This window comes from Sulfurovum xiamenensis, from assembly GCF_030347995.1.
GTDB lineage: Bacteria > Campylobacterota > Campylobacteria > Campylobacterales > Sulfurovaceae > Sulfurovum > Sulfurovum xiamenensis.
In genome coordinates this window covers 1-450 of the sequence record NZ_JAQIBC010000029.1, presented here as the reverse complement: position 1 = coordinate 450, position 450 = coordinate 1, and the positions used below count along the sequence as shown (strand labels likewise).

Here is a 450-nt window from a genome sequence, read left to right as displayed (position 1 = left end):
CGGCCGAACCGTTAGTAACTAGTGACGAGGGTTGCGCTCGTTGCGGGACTTAACCCAACATTTCACAACACGAGCTGACGACAGCCATGCAGCACCTGTCTCAGAGTTCCCGAAGGCACCAAAGCATCTCTGCTAAGTTCTCTGGATGTCAAGAGTAGGTAAGGTTCTTCGCGTTGCATCGAATTAAACCACATGCTCCACCGCTTGTGCGGGCCCCCGTCAATTCATTTGAGTTTTAATCTTGCGACCGTACTCCCCAGGCGGTCTACTTAACGCGTTAGCTCCGAAAGCCACGGCTCAAGGCCACAACCTCCAAGTAGACATCGTTTACGGCGTGGACTACCAGGGTATCTAATCCTGTTTGCTCCCCACGCTTTCGCATCTGAGTGTCAGTATCTGTCCAGGGGGCCGCCTTCGCCACCGGTATTCCTTCAGATCTCTACGCATTTC

Annotated in this window: 1 rRNA gene; it reads right to left on the bottom strand. The window is 53.3% G+C overall.

What is annotated here, in order from left to right:
• A 16S ribosomal RNA gene (locus tag PF327_RS11415) occupies positions 1–450 on the bottom strand; the annotation flags it as partial.